This window comes from Edaphobacter aggregans DSM 19364, assembly GCF_000745965.1.
Lineage (GTDB): Bacteria > Acidobacteriota > Terriglobia > Terriglobales > Acidobacteriaceae > Edaphobacter > Edaphobacter aggregans.
In genome coordinates this window covers 1-17900 of the sequence record NZ_JQKI01000098.1, presented here as the reverse complement: position 1 = coordinate 17900, position 17900 = coordinate 1, and the positions used below count along the sequence as shown (strand labels likewise).

20 protein-coding genes are annotated in these 17900 nt (G+C 56.4%); 12 read left to right on the top strand and 8 right to left on the bottom strand.

Annotated elements, in window-relative coordinates:
• Positions 1-6 precede the first annotated feature (6 nt).
• From Q363_RS38945 to Q363_RS23920, 5 genes are all read left to right on the top strand, one after another.
• Positions 7-513, top strand: a complete 507-nt coding sequence (locus Q363_RS38945) for an IS91 family transposase (protein WP_425387768.1) — start codon at positions 7-9, stop codon at positions 511-513.
• A 307-nt stretch (positions 514-820) separates the two neighbouring features.
• Positions 821-1105, top strand: a complete 285-nt coding sequence (locus tag Q363_RS23935; RefSeq protein ID WP_245632425.1) for a PDDEXK nuclease domain-containing protein — start codon at positions 821-823, stop codon at positions 1103-1105.
• A 230-nt stretch (positions 1106-1335) separates the two neighbouring features.
• Positions 1336-2115: a P-loop NTPase family protein gene (locus Q363_RS23930; RefSeq protein WP_084080698.1), complete on the top strand. Its 780-nt coding sequence runs from the start codon at positions 1336-1338 to the stop codon at positions 2113-2115.
• 8 nt (positions 2116-2123) lie between these two features.
• Positions 2124-3629: a DNA polymerase Y family protein gene (locus Q363_RS23925; protein WP_035355754.1), complete on the top strand. Its 1506-nt coding sequence runs from the start codon at positions 2124-2126 to the stop codon at positions 3627-3629.
• Positions 3629-6805, top strand: coding sequence for a DNA polymerase III subunit alpha (locus tag Q363_RS23920; RefSeq protein ID WP_035355752.1), 3177 nt, complete (start codon positions 3629-3631; stop codon positions 6803-6805). The genes Q363_RS23925 and Q363_RS23920 overlap by 1 nt, the downstream gene beginning before the upstream one ends.
• A 23-nt stretch (positions 6806-6828) precedes the next feature.
• Here the strand turns inward: Q363_RS23920 and Q363_RS23915 are convergent, their stop codons facing one another.
• Positions 6829-7122, bottom strand: a complete 294-nt coding sequence (locus Q363_RS23915) for a hypothetical protein (RefSeq protein ID WP_211256319.1) — start codon at positions 7120-7122, stop codon at positions 6829-6831.
• A gap of 513 nt (positions 7123-7635) precedes the next feature.
• On the opposite strand from Q363_RS23915, the gene Q363_RS38940 reads away from it, so the two are divergent.
• The 3 genes from Q363_RS38940 (at position 7636) to Q363_RS23910 (ending at position 8746) form a co-directional block, all read left to right on the top strand.
• Positions 7636-8037, top strand: coding sequence for a fucose-binding lectin II (locus Q363_RS38940; protein ID WP_211256318.1), 402 nt, complete (start codon positions 7636-7638; stop codon positions 8035-8037).
• The gene (locus tag Q363_RS46715; RefSeq protein ID WP_425387767.1) at positions 8000-8080 is read left to right on the top strand and encodes a fucose-binding lectin II; all 81 of its coding nucleotides are present in this window, start codon (positions 8000-8002) and stop codon (positions 8078-8080) included. The genes Q363_RS38940 and Q363_RS46715 overlap by 38 nt, the downstream gene beginning before the upstream one ends.
• Positions 8081-8263: 183 nt before the next feature.
• Positions 8264-8746 carry a nuclear transport factor 2 family protein gene (locus Q363_RS23910; RefSeq protein ID WP_035355751.1) on the top strand — a complete coding sequence of 161 codons (483 nt, stop codon included), beginning with the start codon at positions 8264-8266 and terminating at the stop codon, positions 8744-8746.
• A gap of 1605 nt (positions 8747-10351) precedes the next feature.
• Here Q363_RS23910 and Q363_RS23900 read toward each other — a convergent pair.
• The 4 genes from Q363_RS23900 to Q363_RS23885 form a co-directional block, all read right to left on the bottom strand.
• Entirely contained in the window at positions 10352-11014 is a 663-nt protein-coding gene (locus Q363_RS23900) for a tachylectin-related carbohydrate-binding protein (RefSeq protein WP_035355747.1), read from the bottom strand.
• Complete coding sequence (locus tag Q363_RS42235) at positions 11014-11577, bottom strand: hypothetical protein (protein ID WP_169747103.1); 564 nt, start codon at positions 11575-11577, stop codon at positions 11014-11016. The genes Q363_RS23900 and Q363_RS42235 overlap by 1 nt, the downstream gene beginning before the upstream one ends.
• A 157-nt stretch (positions 11578-11734) precedes the next feature.
• Positions 11735-11962 carry a hypothetical protein gene (locus Q363_RS41045; RefSeq protein ID WP_157467434.1) on the bottom strand — a complete coding sequence of 76 codons (228 nt, stop codon included), beginning with the start codon at positions 11960-11962 and terminating at the stop codon, positions 11735-11737.
• Positions 11963-12603: 641 nt separating this feature from the next.
• The gene (locus tag Q363_RS23885) at positions 12604-13590 is read right to left on the bottom strand and encodes a sulfurtransferase (RefSeq protein ID WP_035355742.1); all 987 of its coding nucleotides are present in this window, start codon (positions 13588-13590) and stop codon (positions 12604-12606) included.
• A 478-nt stretch (positions 13591-14068) separates the two neighbouring features.
• Between Q363_RS23885 and Q363_RS38935 the strand changes: the two genes are divergently transcribed.
• Positions 14069-14752: a protein kinase domain-containing protein gene (locus Q363_RS38935; RefSeq protein ID WP_245632424.1), complete on the top strand. Its 684-nt coding sequence runs from the start codon at positions 14069-14071 to the stop codon at positions 14750-14752.
• Between the two features lie 831 nt (positions 14753-15583).
• Positions 15584-16192 carry a VWA domain-containing protein gene (locus tag Q363_RS38930; RefSeq protein ID WP_342667454.1) on the top strand — a complete coding sequence of 203 codons (609 nt, stop codon included), beginning with the start codon at positions 15584-15586 and terminating at the stop codon, positions 16190-16192.
• Between the two features lie 133 nt (positions 16193-16325).
• On the opposite strand, the gene Q363_RS23870 is transcribed toward Q363_RS38930, so the two are convergent.
• Positions 16326-16517 (bottom strand): CorA family divalent cation transporter, encoded by a 192-nt coding sequence (locus tag Q363_RS23870; RefSeq protein WP_035355739.1) that lies wholly within the window; start codon positions 16515-16517, stop codon positions 16326-16328.
• On the opposite strand from Q363_RS23870, the gene Q363_RS43065 reads away from it, so the two are divergent.
• Complete coding sequence (locus Q363_RS43065; RefSeq protein WP_211256321.1) at positions 16453-16602, top strand: hypothetical protein; 150 nt, start codon at positions 16453-16455, stop codon at positions 16600-16602. The genes Q363_RS23870 and Q363_RS43065 overlap by 65 nt on opposite strands.
• Before the next feature lie 81 nt (positions 16603-16683).
• Here Q363_RS43065 and Q363_RS23865 read toward each other — a convergent pair whose 3' ends face one another.
• Positions 16684-17031, bottom strand: coding sequence for an MTH938/NDUFAF3 family protein (locus Q363_RS23865; RefSeq protein WP_035355736.1), 348 nt, complete (start codon positions 17029-17031; stop codon positions 16684-16686).
• 21 nt (positions 17032-17052) lie between these two features.
• Entirely contained in the window at positions 17053-17220 is a 168-nt protein-coding gene (locus tag Q363_RS23860) for an FmdB family zinc ribbon protein (RefSeq protein ID WP_035355733.1), read from the bottom strand.
• A 111-nt stretch (positions 17221-17331) separates the two neighbouring features.
• On the opposite strand from Q363_RS23860, the gene Q363_RS23855 reads away from it, so the two are divergent.
• Positions 17332-17676, top strand: a complete 345-nt coding sequence (locus Q363_RS23855) for a VOC family protein (protein ID WP_051979226.1) — start codon at positions 17332-17334, stop codon at positions 17674-17676.
• The last annotated feature ends 224 nt before the right edge of the window (positions 17677-17900 follow it).

The following is a 17900-nucleotide window of genomic DNA, read 5'->3' as shown; positions in this document are numbered from 1 at the left end:
CGTTACCTGGAATCCGTAAGCAGGGTAAAGTGGGTCGTCTATGCCAAGCGGCCCTTCGCTGGACCTGAACAGGTGCTGGATTACGTTGGCCGCTACACTCATCGCGTTGCCATCTCGAATAATCGCTTGCTGGATATCGAAGGCGGTCAAGTGAGCTTTCGATACAAAGACTATCGGAACTCAAACCAGCAAAGAGCGATGCCCCTTTCCGCAGAGGAATTCATCCGTCGCTTCCTCCTCCACGTTCTGCCACGCGGGTTCCACCGCATCCGCTATTACGGCTTCCTCGGCAATCGATTCCGACAAGAGAAACTTGCCCGATGCCGTCAACTACTTAGCATGACGCTCCCGCAAGTGCCCCCAGAACAATCTGCAGATTCGGATTACCATGAGCGGCACGAAGAACTCACCGGGACTTCGTTGCGCGTATGTCCGATTTGTCGCCGTGGCCACATGCTCGTCGTGGAACTGCTAAAGCCCCTAAGAACTCCGACAATCACGGACACCTCATGAGCAGCGTCAGCACACTCGCCAGATTCCGCCCGCAACGAGGCTGGTTCCGCCAACGCTACAGGCCAACCATTCAATACCCATAGGGCGAGCATCGTGGAGCGGTTTAGCCCAATCCGTTTTTAGCGGACCGGCGCGCCATTCAGAATCCACCTGTTCCCAAAGCTCCTTTGCGCCGCGCCGCTACGCTAAAAACGCTCTGCATTCTGCGGCGACCGCAGATTATGTGGCGTTCAAATACTGAAACGGAGTGAATATGGCTGCCTGCTTGGCTGAACGCCACATAACTGGCTGCGCCACAGAAGACCTCATGGTGGGCAAGTTCAGCTACGCCGATGCCGGGCAGATGCACCTATATCTCAATTACGCCCGCGAACATTGGATGAAGGCGGGAGAAAATCCTCCGGTCGGACTTATTCTCTGCGCAGAAAAGGGAGCAGCGGAAGCCCACTATGCTCTCGATAACCTGCCGAACAAAGTGCTTGCTGCCGAGTATCAAACCGTGCTCCCGGACGAGAAGCTCATTGCGGATGAACTGGAGCGATCACGCTTACAACTTGAAGAACGGCGTCCAAGGCTGAATCAGCAACATTGACTTCCCGTTCTGTTCACACCCAGAGCGGCAGTTCGCGTCACTCCCAACACGCGGCCTTCCTGCTGGCCCCGACGATAATGGCGAAGCGCGTTAACCTATTCACTCACATATAGTTATAGGGATCATGCACGCTGTGGGAGTTTTGTAGTTGCAGCATCCGTGATTGACAACGCATCCGTGCGGCAGCAGAATCGTATTTACCTGAAGGCGAAGATAAGGCGAATACGACCATGAGCACTGTTGCACTTTTGCGATCCCAAATTGAAGCGTCTCGGGCTGGTCGCATTCCTTCCGCCTTGACTCCGCGTCCCAAGCGCGAACAGGAATCCATTTCCTGCGGGATCCCTGAGATAGATAGCCTCAGCGCATTTCCACGAGGGACATTAGTGGAAATATGCGGGCTGAAAAGCACCGGCGGAACGAGTCTGGTGCACGGCCTCCTGGCTTCACTGACCCAGCGGGGTGAAGCTGCAGTGCTGCTTGATGTACGCGACGCTTTCGATCCGGTTTCAGCTTCGCAAAACGGAGTGGTTCTGAGCCAACTGCTGTGGGTGCGTCCCGGTGGTGGCGCAAGCCCCGCATCAACTCGCCGGCGATTCGCAGCGCTCGATCAGATACTCATGGCGGCGGATCTTCTGCTGCAGAGCGGAGGCTTCGGTGTGGTTGTGCTCGATTTAGCCAGCCTGGACCCGCGGGACACCGTCAAGATCCCTCTGACCACCTGGTTCCGTCTCCGCCGGGCTGTCGAGGAGACAAGGACTTTGCTCTTAGTGCTGGAGCAAGAGCCGCACGCAGGCAGTAGTGCTGCTGTGGTCTTGGATCTTGCTCAGGCCGGGGTTGAATTCGCTGAGACATGCACTACCACAGCCACGGCGCAGCACGTGGACGGTGATTGCCTGTTTGAATCTATTGCACTCGATGCTGAGGTTGTACGCGGTCAGGCCCGCAAACCTGTAGCGTCTGTTCGATCTCGGGCGAGCTTCTCGACCAGCCTTCAGTTCTACCGCTAGGAGTGGCCATGCTGTTCGGTTGCGTGTACATTCCGAATCTTTCTTGCCAGGCTGCTGTGCGTGTCGATCCGCTACTTGAAGACAAAGCCGTAGCCGTAATAGCTGGATCACCGCCATTGGTGCGTGTGATCGCCATCAATGCCACGGCGAGAAAACTCGGAGTTGAGATCGGAATGACGAAGACCGAAGCCGAGAGCTGCCCCGGCTTGGTGATTCGAGAGCAATCGCTGGCCCTTGAAGCCTCCGCCCATGCCGCGCTCCTCGATTGTGTCGCACGGTTTTCTCCGCGTTGTGAGGACGTGAGCGCAGACACGGTAGTCCTTGATCTGAGTGGACTGGGAAAGCTCATGGGCACACCGTTTCAAATTGCGCAGAGCATTCGTGAGCAGGCAAGTGCGCTGTCGCTGTACGTAAATGTCGGCGTGGCTTCAAACATTGATTCAGCGATTCACGCGGCTCGCGTTGCGAAAGGAATCCGCGTTCTTCCTGAGGGCAGGGAAGGGGACGAACTGCAACACGTCTCCATCACGGTGCTTGATCCCTCCGCTGACGTACTGGGGGTCTTAGAGCGATGGGGAATTCGGACTCTGGGCCAGGTCGCAGCTCTCCCAGAGATCGCGCTGACGGAGCGGCTTGGACAAGAAGGCCTACGCCTGCAACGGCTCGCAAATGGCAAATCCATGCGCATCCTTTCGCCTACCGAACCGCCACTCGAATTTCGAGAAAGCATGGAGCTTGATTCCCCCGTCGCAGACATTGAGTCTCTTTCGTTCATCTTTGCCCGATTGCTCGACCAACTCTGCGCGCGGCTCCTCGCAAGGTCACTGGCAGCAGGCGCCATTCGCGTCGAACTCACGCTCGAAGTCGCAACTCTGGATCCAACGGCTACAAGCAAAGTATTCACGCGCGTGGTGAAGCTGCCTGTGCCCACGACAGATACAAAGTTGCTGTTGAAGTTATTGCAACTGGATCTCGATGCGCACCCACCCGGCGCTCCGGTCTTGAAGGTCTCATTAGAAGCAGAACCCTTGCGACCGCAGCGGGTGCAGGAGGGCATGTTTGTTCCCCAAGGCCCGGAGCCACAACGTCTGGAGGTGACGCTGGCACGGCTGCGCAAGTTGGTTGGTGAGGATCGAGTCGGCTCCGCAGAGTTGATTGCGCGTCATACGACCACCACCTTTCGTATGGTGAGCTTCCGGCCCGAAGGGAAACCGGTCACGGCTCACAGACATTCGACTCCCAAGGCCGCTCTGCGTATCTACCGTCCCCATCTGCCGGCCAGAGTTCAAAGCGCTCGCGGGGCGCCAACCATAATTGGCTTTGACGGCCAGAGATATCGTGTTCTGAAAGCGGCAGGACCCTGGCGGCGGTCGGGAGAATGGTGGACACAGGACCACTGGGGCCGCGATGAATGGGACTTGGTGCTGACAGCGCAGGAAGAACACAAGCTCTTAGTCAAGGTCTACCGCAACCTCTTCAATGGTGAGTGGTACGTGGAAGGCGAGTACGACTGATGTATGTCGAACTCCATGCTCGTTCTGCCTTCAGCTTTCTCGAAGGAGCTTCTGTCCCAGAAACGCTCGCCGAAGCCTGCGCCGAGCAAGCCATCCCTGCAATTGCTCTCTTAGATCGAGATGGTGTCTATGGTTCGCCACGGATGCACATAGCGGCGCAAAAGGTGGGTCTAAAGGCACATGTCGGCGCCGAAGTCTCGCTCGACGATTCACTATTTGGAGAGGCTGCACGGTGCCGATACCCGCTCCTGGTGGAGACGAAGACAGGTCATCAGAATCTCTGCCGCCTGATCACGAACTACAAGTTGAGAGAACGCAGCAAAGGTGAGGGAGCGGCAACCTTCAACGAGCTCGAGCAATATGCCTCCGGTCTGATTTGTCTGACAGGAGGCGAGGAAGGACCGCTGGCCGAAGCACTCATACGTGGCGGCTATGACGAAGGTGTGCGTACAGTGGAACGGCTCGTCCAGACCTTTGGCCGAAAAAGCGTTTATGTCGAGCTCCAGCGTCATCGCAATCGCGAACAGGAAGCTCGCAACAAAGCCGCTGTCTCGATCGCGCAAAGTCTGCGGCTTCCGCTCCTGGCGACCAACGGAGTCTCTTATGCAACGCCGCGCGAGCGGCAAGTGTTGGATGTGCTCACCGCAATCCGGTCGCATACAACGCTCGAAGGAGCAGGCCTTGCATTACAGGGTAATGCGGAGCGTTACCTGCGTTCGCCGCAAGAGATGAGAGCGCTCTTCGCCGATCTTCCGGAAGCGATCGCCAACTCGGCGGAACTTTCGCAACGGCTCCAGTTCCAACTCAAAGACCTGGGCTATGAGTTCCCGCGATATCCGGTAGGGGAAGGCGAAACAATGATTTCGTTCCTCCGCGAGCGCACCCGGGAAGGGTTCGAGAGGCGCTATGGTGCGCAGGGCCGTAACCTCCGCACCCGTGCTCGTGCTCAGATCGAAAAAGAGCTCAACCTGATTGAGAAACTCAACCTGCCTGGCTATTTTCTGATCGTCTGGGACATCATTCGCTTCTGCAACGAGCGGGGAATCCTGGTCCAGGGCCGTGGTTCCGCAGCCAACAGCGCAGTCTGCTACTCGCTTAGCATCACCGCAGTCGATCCGGTTCGCATGGAGCTGCTCTTTGAGCGATTTTTGAGCGAAGAACGAGGCGAGTGGCCGGATATTGATCTGGATCTGCCCAGCGGTGATCATCGTGAACAGGTCATCCAGCACCTCTACAAAAAATACGGCGCGCAGGGCGCCGCCATGACCGCGAATGTCATCACCTATCGAGGCAAGTCGGCAGCGCGTGAAGTCGGGAAGGTGCTCGGTTTCGATGGAGATACACTCTCCCGCCTCTCCGCGTTGGTCAGTTCATGGGAATGGAAAGGCCCAACAGACACAATGGAGGCCCAGTTCCGTAACGCTGGCCTTGACCTCAAGCACCCGAAGATCACGAAATATCTTGAGTTGACAATGAGGATGCAGGACCTACCCCGCCATCTCGGTCAGCATTCTGGTGGCATGGTTGTATGCCAGGGGATGCTCAGTTCGGTAGTTCCGCTCGAGCCGGCGAGTATGCCGGGGCGCGTGGTTATCCAGTGGGACAAAGACGATTGTGCGGACCTTGGCATCATCAAGGTCGATCTTCTCGGCCTTGGCATGATGGCGGTTCTTGAAGACTGCCGCGAACTGATCCCCAGGCACTACGGTGAAGAGATAGACTTCGCCCAGCTGCCGGCGGATGATCCTGCTGTCTATTCCGCTATTCAGAAAGCAGACACGGTTGGTCTGTTCCAGATTGAGAGTCGGGCGCAGATGAGTTCTTTGCCCCGCACACGGCCCAGCTGCTTTTACCACTTAGTGATCCAAGTGGCGATTATTCGCCCTGGTCCGATTGCGGGCGAGATGGTGAATCCCTATATCCTCCGAAGACTTGGCAGGCAGGATATCCGCTATGCGCATCCCGCACTCGAGTCGGTTTTGCACCGAACCTTAGGTGTGCCCCTCTTCCAAGAGCAATTGCTTCGCATGGCGATGATCGTTGCCAATTTCACTGGAGGTGAGGCAGAAGAGCTGCGCCGGGCCATGGGGAGCAAGCGTTCGCACGCAAAGATGCAAGCAATCGACGAGAGGCTCCGCGCGGGTATGACCGCGAACGCAATCGCGCTCCAGGTTCAGGAAGAGATTCTTCTCGCCATACGCTCCTTTGCCGAGTTCGGATTTCCAGAGTCGCACGCTGCGAGCTTTGCATTGATCGCCTACGCCAGTGCTTATCTGAAGTGCCACTATCTTGCGGCCTTCACCTGTGCGCTGCTCAACAATCAACCGATGGGTTTCTACAATCCTGCGACCGTCGTCAAAGATGCGCAGCGACATGGATTGAAGATTCGTCCTGTGGATGTGAATCGATCGGGCTGGCTCTGTACGCTGGAACAGACGGACGAGACTGTGCCCGAGTTGGTACTCCGTCTGGGATTGCGCCACGTGCGCGGCTTTCGTCAAGTGACAGGCGAGGCCATCGTGCGGGAGCGAGCCAACAAGTTCTTTGCATCCGCCGATGACCTGGCCAGCCGCGTACCGGAGATATGCCGCGATGAGTTGGTCGCGCTGGCCGAAGTAGGGGCATTGAATTGGACCTACCAGGACAAGAAACAGAGGCACCGCAGGAACGCTCTCTGGGATGCACGGCGCGCGGCTCAGGCGCCAGGCCCGCTGTTTCAGGACCTTGAGAGTGAAGACAAGCAATCACCCCTGGCACGTATGACTGATGACGAACGTCTTGTGTCGGACTATCGCGGCACTGGATTGACGCTGGGGCCCCACCCGCTCTTCTATTGGCGCTCCTACCTGCGGGGTCTAGGAGTAAGTCCGGCCAACGAACTTGCACGCATTCCGGATGGAACTCCGATCCGAACTGCTGGTATGGTGATCGCGCGGCAGAGGCCTGGCTCGGCCAGCGGATTCATCTTCCTGAGTCTCGAAGACGAGACCGGAATATCGAACGCCATCATCCGTCCTGATCTCTATGAACAGAACCGGCTAGTGGTCACCAGGTCAAAATTTCTCCTTATCGAGGGGCAGCTTCAGAATCTAGACGGAACGCTCTCAGTAAAGGCAGTCTCTGTGAAGCCGCTCAACCTGACTGCGGTGGCAGCAGGCTCTCATGACTTCCATTGATTTTGGCGTTCCGGAGTGCAGAGCTATAAGAAATATAGGAGAAAAGATGCAGAAAGCAGGCAAAACTGGGCGATTCCGGCGTCATGGCAGCCACGCGCAAAGGCACCGACGACGCCGAGCTCAAGTCGTTGCAATTCTTCTTCGCTCCAGCGCATCGATCCAGAACCGACACCCACACAGCTCACGGCGCTGACGGGACCTTGGCTTAAAACTCCGCGGGCAAGGGCGGCAGTGCGCTCGGCAAAGTCCGCAGCGCCGGTATCAAGAACGACGTTGCGCACCCGCGCTCGCGGCGCAATGGGCTTTCTGGTGACCATCACCACTTCCCGCATTCCGAAGTTGCTAGCAGTTCCGCGACGGCTGCACCGCCGACTTGTCCGGTACAACCAAGGATAATTGCTGCGAAACTCTGCTTCACAAATGGGACCTCTACTTAGGTAAGGATGCGACAGCCCCGTTCACCCCAGAGAGAAGCATACTTGGTCTCCGGTTCTAAATTAAGCCAGTGAAGCATGACTTTTCTCAAATTGGCGCTATCAGGCCAACGCACTCATTGTCCAACCGCGCGAAATGCGGTAATTTTTCGCCGAGCCACTCAGGACCCGCGACACAGTGAAGACGATCTCAAAACCAGAGGTTCACTGTCCCGAGGTCACTTGTACCGACAATGGGAAATAGGAACAATTGCCGCAAGCTTTCGTGTCTTAATGTCATACACATTACTTTGCTAGAGCAGTTGGTCCAGAGAGCTCCTGTGATTGATGCTGCCTACGCGGCTTACAGGGATTGAATGACTCTGCCGGGAGAACAGTCGGGTTAAAACTCCACCGATGTTTGTTGCAGGTAAAAAAGCACAGCAAGGAAAGGATTCATACGCTATGTCAAATATGCCTACTCCCATTGGTTGTGGCGGTTCTTGCGGAGAAGTAACGGACGGCAAGCAATGTTTCGTAATACCGCCAAACATAAAATTCGGCGTCACCGCTCTTATAAATGCGGTACATAAGCAGACAATCAAGTTATTCATTGACGATCAGCTTACGGACACATTGACCGGCGCTGGTTTAAACGACGCCGCCCTGGGTACGAAAGTCTATAGCTCAGGGAAAGGAAACGTATGTGTCGCGATTGAAGCAAATGGAAAACCATTGAAATTGAGATTTGCTGATAATCCGTTAGCCGGTAAACCTGATATTGCAGTGGTTGGAGCAGAAGACGGCACAGACAAATGACTACAACGACAGCATTGTAGTTCTAAACTGGCCGTTGACTTAGAGATCATGAGAGACATCAGAAAATGAGCAGGGGACGGAAGTTACCGTTCCCTGTTTGCGCCGTCCCAATATGCTGCAAAGATGATGATAATGAGTGCTCGCCGGAGTTCCTGCGAATAGGCGGTTTGACAATCGCCGGAATGCATTGTACAAGGATACTCGCTCGAAGAGAGGAGAGACCTAAATGAAATCAACTCTGTTCGTCACCTTCCTGCTCATCCTTACCTGTGCTTTTGGAGTCGGGCAAGAGGGTAGAAAGCCGGTCGACTCCCCCAAAAGCGAAACGAACAGCCAAGCTGTGGGCGAAGATCTCGAGAAGCGCTCTAAGGAGTATTCCGATGCCCTTACCAAGCGGGATATAGCAGCGCTCGAGAAGATATGGGCCGACGATTACACGTTCATAAATCCGCAAGGCGAACTCGTGACCAAAGCGGAGCGTATCGCCAATTTGAAGTCGGGTGCCACTGAGTTTCAGGCCATCGGTTCTCGACGCGAAAAATTGCACGTGCATGGCAATGTTGCGGTGGATATTGGCCGGGTCACTCTCCATGGGACAAAGTACGGCGGCCAGGAGAGTAGTGGCGAATACCGATACACAGATGTTTGGCTGAAGGCAGGAGGAAGCTGGCAACTTCTGGCGAACCAGATCACCCTGATTAGGAAGTAACGTGGCCAGCCTTTGACTGTGTACTCATCCCTTAAATTTGCCGCTCTGCACATGCCAATGCAAGATGCGGTTTATACAGCGCTCACACGATGTTTTCAACCTTGATAACGAAACACCCGGTTCTGTTTCCTCACAAGCGAAAACCCTGGTATCAACCGGACGGCGAGGACAGTCCAAAATAATTAGCTTGGGATTTAGCTCGTAAAGCTAATGTCAGATTTGCCTAATGATTTCGATAAATCTGGAGAGTGAATGGGCGGGTACGGCAGCGGACGCACGCAAAGACGGGACTGCACGGATGATTACGTCCGCCTAGATGTGCGGTGGTGCAAGCGCCAGGGCTACTTGCGGCCGGGGTGGTCCGGTATGGTGCATTGGTCACGACGGGGAGAGCGCTTCGCATCTGTCAGCATCGAAGCGGCGGACTGCCAAATCACCCTCCGATACAAGACCCGTCCGAGAGGCGACGAATGGCAGCACAAACACTACCCGGTTGCAGTTGAATGGACGCCTTGCCCCTTCGTAGGAAATCAGGCATGGTTCCGATGTCCCGCGTGTAGCCGTCGTGCGGCGATCTTGTATGGCGCGACGGTGTTCGCATGTCGGCATTGCCTCCACCTCGCCTATGAGTCACAGCGGGAAGCTCCGCACCACCGCGCATTGCACAAGGCGCAAGGCATCCACGAGAAACTAGGCGGAACGGGAATCATTGATGACCCTGTAGTCAAACCCAAAGGAATGCACTGGCGAACCTACTACAGACACATGGAACGGTTGCGAGAGGCGGAATCTAGAGCGGTTCCGCCGTGGCTCGTAAGATCTTTCCTAGATTCTTGTAGCGGCTCAACAGCGCGAACAATGCACTAAAAGCCCATCTGTGCGCGATACGTTCGTCCCAGGGCGATACACTGCTCAAGACTTTCCCCGGACGGTCTCCAGTTGCCGTCCGGGTCTGTGGCTCGAAGCATTCGTTCGTTCTGTTCATCCCACAAAATCCAATCGTCGTTACATGGGTCACGAGATATCCATCCTTGCGGTCCTTCTGCCCAGTCGAATCCAGCCCTGTGGAACTTTAGGGCGCAAAGAGTCTTAGGAAGCGAACGAAGTTCGCGCCAGACGTAATACACGAACAGCAGCCCGACGGCGGTTCCCACGCCGATCTTCACCCCAAACCAAATCGTTCCCATGGGCTTGCCCGGTTCATGTTTCGCTGAGTTGCTTGTGCGCGAAGAAGTTTACCGCCATTTTTTCATTGATTTGCATACTGATTTCGGAGAAAGTTGTCATCATGGCGGCAATGGAAGAAGAGATCAAGGTGATTGACCCCCTACCTACATATTTGTCAGAAGGAGATTCTACGAGTGCGGTGTTAGGAGCCTCTGCTAGTAACCGCTCAGTACGAGCGTGACCAATCCGTGACCATCCAACCCTAATTGACCTTCACCGAACCTCACCGACCAAACGAGGGGAATCGCGAGAGTCCCTGAAAGCCAAAGACTTTTCGCCGGTAGTGACAGAACGAACTCCCATCGGATCCGAGGATAGGAGACAGCGCCGGTTACTTATTCAATACGGTCAACAACCTGAGTCACCAGTTTGTGCCGATCAGTCTCCGGACCGATGGTGCCAGCCCTGTGTGCCACTCAAGTCGCTCTCGCCATTGCCCGAATACCTATACCAAAATAGCTTTCCGTCTTGATCGACCGCCATGATGACTTGTCCAAACCCTCCCCCATCGGAGGCACCGCCGAACACGTGCTGCATCGATTGCCAACCGTTGCCGATAGGATTGCCCGAATTCGGATCCCAGCCGATAGTTCCCGACGGATCCTCCTCCCCTTGGCCACTGTACGAGTACCAAAGCAAATGGCCATCTGGCTTCACCCCGAAGACGACGTTGCTTGATCCATGCAAGTGAACAAAGCTGTCCCAGCCACTACCAATCCTGTTACCCGAGTTTGGCTCCCAACCTAAGCTGCCTGAGGGATCCTCTTCGCCATTGCCGGTGTACTCGTACCAATGAAGGTCTCCATTTTGGGCGACGCCAAAAATCCTCACTCGGCTGCTTGGCCGACCCGCGCGAGGAAAGACAAATACTTTTCGAAACTTTTGCCAGCCATTGCCGATGACATTTCCCGAGTGGGGATGCCAACCGAGTGAACCGGAGGCGTCGTTCTCCCCATGGCCGCCATAGGAATACCAATGTAGATTCCCGTTCGGGTTTACGGCCATGATCACGCCATCACCACACCCCAGAACGTGCAGCATCAGGCTCCAGTCGTGCCCAATTGGGTTATTGGTGTTCGGATGCCAGTTTTGCGCGTGACCGGGTCATCGACATCCTCGCCCCGGCCGTTGTAACTATTCCAATCCAGAATGCCACTGCTAGTAATACCGTAAAAAATACCTTGCATGGGTAAGCCGCTGTCCACGGGCGTCACACCGTTTCCTCCGTGAAATAGTTGCAGGTGCTTTGCGCTACTGGCATGAACCAGTTGATCCCCCCAACTGATCCTGATTGACCCTGCAGTGTCTGCGGCAATGGAGAGGTAAATATTCGTTGGACTACCATCGGCCCATTTGAGCATCGGCGTTTGTTGTCCAGGCCTCCAGACGTTCGAGCCTCCGAACGCGAAGTTTGGCGCACTCATATGGCCGACCCCGTTTAGTACGCCTTGCTGAACGCGCCAAATCAGCACGCCATCGCCAGCGACACCGGAATCATATCGAAGACCCGGAGAATTGGGGCGCCGTCGTTCGACGATAAAGTATTCGCTTGCGCCTCTGGATTGGTCCCAGAGGATAATCGCACCGCCAGGACCTTCGTGCACCGCGTCGGTCCCGGGAGGCGACATGTGGTATATTCTTGGCTCTACCCAGCCTAGAGAGAGTTTGTGCCAGGCATCGAAGTGCACTGGGACCTGGTCATTCGAGACGAACGAGTACCTCTCACATTCGTTAGGCACCGTCGACATGTACAACACGGGGCTAAGCAACTACATGTTGACCTTGATGAGTAAGTTCGTGGGCAATTTGGCAGAAGGGTGTTAGGGGGCCGACACCAGCAACATGCACGCGAACAGTCTCGGTAATCGAGAAGTTCTCGACGCAGACAACGCATAGTTCATCGAAGGCTATGACGCGATCACCGTTGGCGTCCACCGCGGTGAACAGTTCAGGCGCGATGGCAGTGACTCGGTTCAGGATTCCGGCCATTCGAGCTTCTGGGCCCGGATCATTGGCGTAAACGCCAAATTGAATAGGTCCGACGACCCCATCACGATCGAACCAGAATCTACCATTGCTGTTTTCGCGAAAGTACTCTCGAAGGCTCGCCGGATTCACTGGACTGCTTGTCGAGAATGGCGGAATGGGATGGCCGAACCCCAAATTCTCATAATAATCTGCAGGATGATATGTACTGAACGGGGGAAAGTTGCTTTACTCGACAAGGACGATCAGAAGTGGTCGGCCGCCTACTGCCGGTCGCCCTAGTTGCATCATCGAACCGTGGCCAAACGAAGCGAGGGTTGGTGTTTGTGGCACAAGAGGCTCCTTTGAGCAAAGCTGAGTCGATGCCTAAAGATTGTGGCTGGAGCCCTTGCACAGACATAATCTGTGAATTTGAAAGACTTGCGACAACAGATTCGAACACGATGCCTTGTGAAGCAACTTCTGAAGAGCGTAGTGTGGCAAATCCGCACGCTACGTTCTGTGGGAGCCGGAGGTGGGCAACTGCCTCCGGCCACCCGGTGGGCGATCAGTAATGGTCGTCCCTACCGCGACAACTATGCCACCGGATTGGGTTGAGAAGTGAACCGGCAAGTAAGGCTTCGCGTCTTGCGCTTAGGGTCCGTCTACCTCCCCATGGATACCTGTGTTCCTCCAGCGTTGCTCCACTCCTGGAATGACCCATCGTAGAGAGCGGCGTCAAAACCCAAGTACTTGGCCATGAAATAGGCGTATGAGGCCTGCACGCCGGAGTGGCAGTAGCTCACCATTTTGCGTCCCGGAGCAATGCCGGCGGATTGGAAGAGGCGGCGCAGTTCCGCCAGTGGAAGCATCTGCGGGTCTTCCTTGCTTTCCAGCGCAGTCATCCAGTACAGGCTGACGGCGCCGGGAATGTGGCCGGCACGTGGTGTGTCGGAGGCGTTTTCCTCGCCCCGATACTGTTCCGGCGGGCGGGCGTCCACGAGCACCACTGTCGGCGATGCGGTATTCACCGCCTGCCACGACAGGTCGCGCACCACGGGGAGCGTGACCAGCACCCCCGGCTGCACACGGGGAGTGAAGCTAGCAGGCTTGATGGACGGCGCCGCGTCTTTGCTCAACGGGCGTTTCTCGTTCCGCCATTTCTCGATGTTGCCATCCAGCAGGGCGGCCGTATCGCCGTGACCGAGGTAGTCGAGGGTGAACCAGGCGCGCGCCGCCCATAAGCCCTGTCGCTCGCCATAGAGAACGACCTGCGTCCGATCGCCCACCCCGAGGGACGCGAAGACTTTTTTGAGTTCCTCCGCTGCGGCAAGTTCATTGGAGACCTTGTCGTGCGTGACGGTGATCTGGTCCACAGCCAGAAAGCGGGCACCCGGAATGTGTCCGGCGTCGTAGTCCGCGCGCTCCCGAGCCACATGCAGAATTACAACCGCTGCATCGGTGAGGTGACCCGCCAGCCATTTCGTGGACACTAGCATGTGCTCGCGCACCTGCAGCGACGGCTGGGGCACTTGCGGCACCGTCCTGGGAGGCAACACGATCAAGCTCAGGATCAGCGGGAGTGCCAGATTCATGGCCAAAGTCGGACAAAATCCGGGAAACTTCGCTGTGGAGAGGGTACCGAGCTTCATGACATGCCTCCCAAGCGAAAGGCTAGCCCCAAACCGCCCGCCCCGCAACCTCAAGGAACGCGGCTCGCTGACAATCATTGCGGGCCGGTCGAGACTGGCTCCGCGTCATTTTTGTGCTACGCCTGTTAACAACAGTGTTATGTCCGGGTAGCCCGTGATCCAGGCAAATCCCGAGAGGCGCCGCCAATCGCCTGCAAAAAGATCACTTTCGCGTGCAGCCGACTTATCATCCAGCGTTATTAGGTTTCCTGGCCGCGGCTCGGCAGATGGCCGGGGCGAAAGGGCTCTCTTTCGCTATCTGAGCATTTGAGCCGAGCGATATAATCAACACCCGTACCATGCCCTGACCCCAGGCCCTAGATTTTGGTTCGTACGAGATCCTCACACCGGTCGGTGCTGTTGGAATGGCGGGCCAGACAATTCGTCTGCTGCTATCGGATGGGCAAAGATGGGCCAGCACAGGCAGTCCGTTGAGAAGTTGTTCGGCGACGCCCTCGATATGGCGCCCGAGGCCAGGCGTGCGTTTCTCGATGCCGCGTGCCAGAATGAGCCGGAATTGAAGCACCTCGTCGAACAGCTTTTGATGGAAGACGAGCGCGCCGGCAGCTTCCTCAAAAAGCCTCCTTTCGATTTTTCTACAAAGGTCGGAATCCACACCCATACGCCGCTGACCCCAGGCACCAGACTTGGCCCGTACGAGATCCTTGCAGCGGTCGGTGCTGGTGGAATGGGAGAGGTGTATCGCGCGCGGGACACGCGTCTCGGCCGCGACGTCGCTGTCAAAATTCTTTCCACTCGTCTTTCGTCCGATCCTGATCTGAAATGGCGCTTTGAGCGCGAAGCGCGAGCCATCTCTTTGCTCACACATCCGAATATTTGCTGCCTGTACGACATCGGTTGCCACGACGGAATCGATTTCATCGTCATGGAGTATCTGGAGGGCGAAACCCTCGCTGACCGGCACCTCGCTTCACCGGCTCGAGCGATCGTTCATCGTCATGTCGACGGAACCAGACTGCCCCAACTGTTTTGTTATTTGGTGCTGGAAGGCTTCCACTTTCGCTTGAGCAATAGCGGATCACTCCATCGCTCAATCGGATTACGGGCAGATATGGGGTGTTTCGGGAGGACTGTTCCCACACCCGGCCTTTCGTCACGTTGAGCCGAGCAGCTACATCTTCAACGCTCAGAAGCGGGTCTCGAAGGGGAATTCGTTCGACGACTGCAGCTAAAGCCATAATTGTCTCCAGAGCTGTGACGTTGGCATCCTAAGATGACCAGCATTTGTTCCTAGCCTGTGGTGGATTTGTTGGCCTGTCCAATACTTTGCATTTATCGGGTGATCGTTCCCAGCTATCACCTCCGGCGACATCACCGAGGGAACTGCTGAATCCAATCAATTCTGCCGCCAGTGCAGCGTTATGGTGCGCGGTGAAAGGCACTGATCCACAGCGGGAGATAAACCCGCCCGGGAACTGGTTCGTTCCACCCGGTAGCAATCGAAGCAACGGCGCTGCCGGTTGATCCCTCTACGGATCACCGCCGGGGCTTCCCGTGTTGCCTCTGATCCCCATCGCCTACATGCCGTCGCCACTACCCCGGCAGGTCCGTCGGAAACCCGTTCGCACCGGGCCCACACTATGGCGCCTCGCTGCCTCCGCCACTGTCATCACTCTTCTTCTTAGCGCCATGCCCGCCCGGGCCCAGCTCTCCCCCGTTTCGCAGACAACTGTATCCGCTCGGCAGACCTCGCCCACCGTGCCGGCTCTGCCTCCGGCGTCGCAGCCAACCATCCAGCCGCAATCCCGCGCCGCGCCGCGGTCCGTGCCTACCCCACCTCCGGCCCAAATCCCTGACTCCGCGACACCATCCCCCGGCGGACCCGTCACCACTATCAAAGTTCAGGCTAACGAAGTGAACCTCATCTTCACCGTCACCGACAAAAAAGGCCGCTTCATCACCGGCCTCAAACGCGAGAACTTCGGTCTGCTCGATGATGGCCACCCCCCGGTCGCGGTCCTCGCCTTCACCCAGCAGACCAATCTCCCCCTCCGCGTCGGAATCATGCTGGACACCTCAAGCTCCATCCGTCAGCGCTTCCAGTTCGAGCAAGACTATCCGCAAGCTTCGCCCCGGCGGTGGCACAGCGCTCTTCGATGCCCTCTACAAGACTTGCCACGACCAGATGCTCACCCTTCGAGAAGAAGGTGCCGTCCGCCGCATCCTAATCCTTGTTTCAGATGGCGACGATAACTACAGCCGCTCCCAGGTGTCCGACGCCATCAAAATGTGCCAGCGTGCCCAGACCATCGTCTACGCCATCAGCACGAACATCAGCCCCAGAAAAAGCAGGGGCGATGAGGTGCTCCGCGTCATCTCCGAAGCCACCGGCGGTCAGGGTTTCTACCCCGTCCGTATCGAGGACCTACCCACCGGTTTCCACAAAATTGAAGAAGAGCTCCGCAGCCAATACTCCTTGATCTACCACCCGGCGGCCTTCAGGAATGACGGTTCCTTCCGCACCATCAACCTCCAGGCCTTCGACCCTCGCTATAAGATCCGCGTCCACACAGGCTACTTCGCTCCCCGCCCATCCGAATGAGTTCTTGCCCGATCCGTCTCACCAGGTAAAGTCCGTGCCGAAACTCAGATCCTCACCAACTTAAAGATTGTTGGTGCTGCGTCTATCCATGGCTCATCGCTGCTCAGAGCCACCTGCGCCGCTTGAAGTATCACTAGGGAAGAATAGAGGACACAATCATTACACCCAGAGCAAATGGATAATCGAAGAGCCACTTCAACTCCGGCATGTGCTCGAAGTTCATGCCGTACACGGAAGCAATCAGCGTAGGCGGAAGGAAGATGACCGCAGCAACAGAAAAGATCTTGATGATGCTGGGCGGTAACCAACCGGGAGTGCTTCCCATCGTGGGGGACGACGCTGGAACCCCGTTCGCCGTCACGGTAATCCCCGTAGACCACAACCTCGCCGTCAAATCCCAGGGAAAATAGGGAACGCTAACCCACGGGGCAGCCCGAAAGCAACGGCCTAACTTCCTGTTTGCCGATGCCCCAGGAGTTTTCGCACGCTGGCTAACAGGTCACGTGCAGAATGGCGTTTGCTGCGGACTCCTTTTCTATTAGCCGGATGGCCTCACTGGTCGGTACGATGACCAATTCGACGTGGCGGCGTTCCGCCTCACGTTTCACTTCTTTCATAACTGGCAAACGACCATACGCTCCGGTGCCGATCACAAGCCGGTGGCACTTCCACGGTATCTTTTCTTCGATGGACAAGGGCGTATGTCCAAACTCGTCACGGAATCTCTTGGAAGGTGCCTTCTTGCGTTTGCGGATCTCCCCGCAGTCGATCACCACGTCCTGCTCGTACGTGCTGCCGTCGATCCGCAGGGCACCGAAGGTGAATTTGTCGAAGTGCATACGCGCCTCCATACCTTGCCCTCAGGCGCTCTTCTTCGAAGTGATGGCCGAGAAGGCGGACCAGCGTTGCTCAACCTCGTGACTGCCGCAGTGGGGGCACGCAGTCTTTTCCGCGTCATGCTCTGCGATGGTCAGAGTCTTCAGGAATGTTTTCTTGCAGTCGTTGCAGACGAACTCATAATGGGGCATACAAACCTCCCCAGCCGCTGAATGGCTATGGCTGGATTCTAGACCCGTGGATGGGCACGTTCAATCGTCCCCGATGCCCTCCAGGGCAAATTCGACGTACACTGCTGGCGTATGGCGCCGTCGATTGAAAAAATCTCTGCGATCACGTTTCGCGTCTTGAACATGCAGGCTTCAGTGCAGTTTTACCGAAAAGCGCTCGGCATGGAGCTGCTCTACGGCGGAGAACAGGCGAGTTTCTCTTCGCTGCGAGCAAACGATTCAGAATCCGCGATTCTAAACCTCGAACAAGGTGACACGGTGTCACGGTGGGGCCGGCTGATCTTCCACGTCACGGATGTGGATGCGTTATTGCTTGTCGTAAACCGCGGTACTGGAAACCTTCTCGCCAGCGATGGACGGGCGACACATACCCGCTCGGCCCGGTTTTCAGAACGCGGTAGAAGAATGAAGCAGTAGCTTTGCCCAGACCAAACGAAGATATGATTCACTGCTTGATTACAGTGATCCGCTGGTGGTAATGTGAGCGCGAGTCTGGGAAGAGAACAGGCAATTGGAACGACCGACCGAGCGCCCACTCAGACCTTCCAAGGGGCCGCGAAGCAGGCACTAGATCCGCCGAACCATGATGCCCTCTCTCCCCACCTGCTGGGGCAAGGCTCAATTCCAAAACAGCACCTGGG